The organism is Actinoplanes hulinensis (genome assembly GCF_019429605.1).
Lineage (GTDB): Bacteria > Actinomycetota > Actinomycetes > Mycobacteriales > Micromonosporaceae > Actinoplanes > Actinoplanes campanulatus.
The window spans coordinates 1-1165 of record NZ_JAHXZI010000055.1 but is presented as its reverse complement, the minus strand read 5'-3'; the positions used below and the strand labels follow the sequence as shown (position 1 = coordinate 1165).

The following is a 1165-nucleotide window of genomic DNA, read 5'->3' as shown; positions in this document are numbered from 1 at the left end:
CGACCCTCGCCGACCGGCATCCGGTGTTGATCAGCGGGGAGATATCTGGCCATCCACGGGGAGAACCCTGGCCACCAGCGGGGCGGTAAATGGCCGCCTATGGGGATCTTTCACTGGCCGCGGACAATTCAAGATGCTGTGTAGGGCGGCCGGGCGGTGGCTTCCTGCTCGCCGGTCAGCGCGGAGACTCGGCCGATGGAAGCAGCCAGGACATCGACGGGACCTGACCAACGATCTTGCGCTCACCGCCCACCGCCGGTGTGGTGTCGACCCACCGTTCACGGTCGTCCGCGGCGTCCTGAGCCGTCGCCGACGGAATACGTGCTGCTCCAGGATCGCCGCCAGTTACAGCTCGGGGCTCACATGGTGCACGGCCGCACGGAACCCAGGTAGCCCCACACGTCGTCGTCGAGATCCAGCGTCACGAAAGACCGGCCCACCTCGCAGCTCCCTCAGAACGTCCGATCGCCGCGCCTCATGCTGCCGTAGGTAGTACAACGTGGTGACCCTCCTGTCTCGCGCGGCTCGCCGCCCGCTACGGCTTTGGTTGCCGAGCCCCACCGGCTGTCACTCTGGGGCCCGGTGGTCCACCAGGAGGACGGAACGCTGGCCGTGGGCAGTAGCCGTGCCGGGCGTAGAGGCGTCGGTTTCGTGGTCCAGTGGCCTCCAGGTAAGCCGCTGTCCCGGTGGCGTCCAGTCCCTCGTGCCGATGACGCAGCAGGGTGCTGCCGGTCCCGCGTCGCTGTTGGTCCGGATGTACGGCGAGGAAGGCCAGGTAGTGGTGTGGCTGGCCGTACGGGTGGTGGTCGTGCACGGCCTGGTCGAGGGCGGCGAACCGAGGCTGGAACTCGAAATCCCATCCGGTGGGAGCGTGGTGATCGGGTGGTGATCCGGTGTCGCCAGAGTGTCGTTCCACCGTGGAATAGCCGTTTGGGCTGGCCCTTCTGTCACGGGAGCTGCCTCAGAGGCTGTATCTGCTGCCGACAGGTAGATGCGGTGACGATCGCCGCGGACGGCACTGTCTACTTCACCGACCCTTAGGACCTGTATCAAAGTCGGTTACAGCCATTCGTTGATCGCGGCGATGGTCACGGTGGCTTCGTAGCGGACGGCGAGTTTGTCGTACCGAGTAGCGACGGCGCGGTTGCGTTTGAGCCTGTTGATG

2 protein-coding genes and 1 pseudogene are annotated in these 1165 nt (G+C 65.9%); 1 reads left to right on the top strand and 2 read right to left on the bottom strand.

Annotation, left to right across the window (positions count from 1 at the left end; translation table 11 throughout):
- Nucleotides 1-535: 535 nt before the first annotated feature.
- Nucleotides 536-775 carry a GNAT family N-acetyltransferase gene (locus KZ829_RS42525; RefSeq protein WP_372454037.1) on the bottom strand — a complete coding sequence of 80 codons (240 nt, stop codon included), beginning with the start codon at nucleotides 773-775 and terminating at the stop codon, nucleotides 536-538.
- Here KZ829_RS42525 and KZ829_RS44990 point away from each other — a divergent pair.
- Nucleotides 710-889 (top strand): hypothetical protein, encoded by a 180-nt coding sequence (locus KZ829_RS44990; RefSeq protein ID WP_372454038.1) that lies wholly within the window; start codon nucleotides 710-712, stop codon nucleotides 887-889. The two genes, KZ829_RS42525 and KZ829_RS44990, sit on opposite strands and share 66 nt — an antisense overlap.
- 170 nt (nucleotides 890-1059) lie before the next feature.
- On the opposite strand, the pseudogene KZ829_RS43745 reads toward KZ829_RS44990, so the two are convergent.
- Nucleotides 1060-1165: pseudogene (locus KZ829_RS43745) on the bottom strand (IS5 family transposase); the annotation flags it as partial.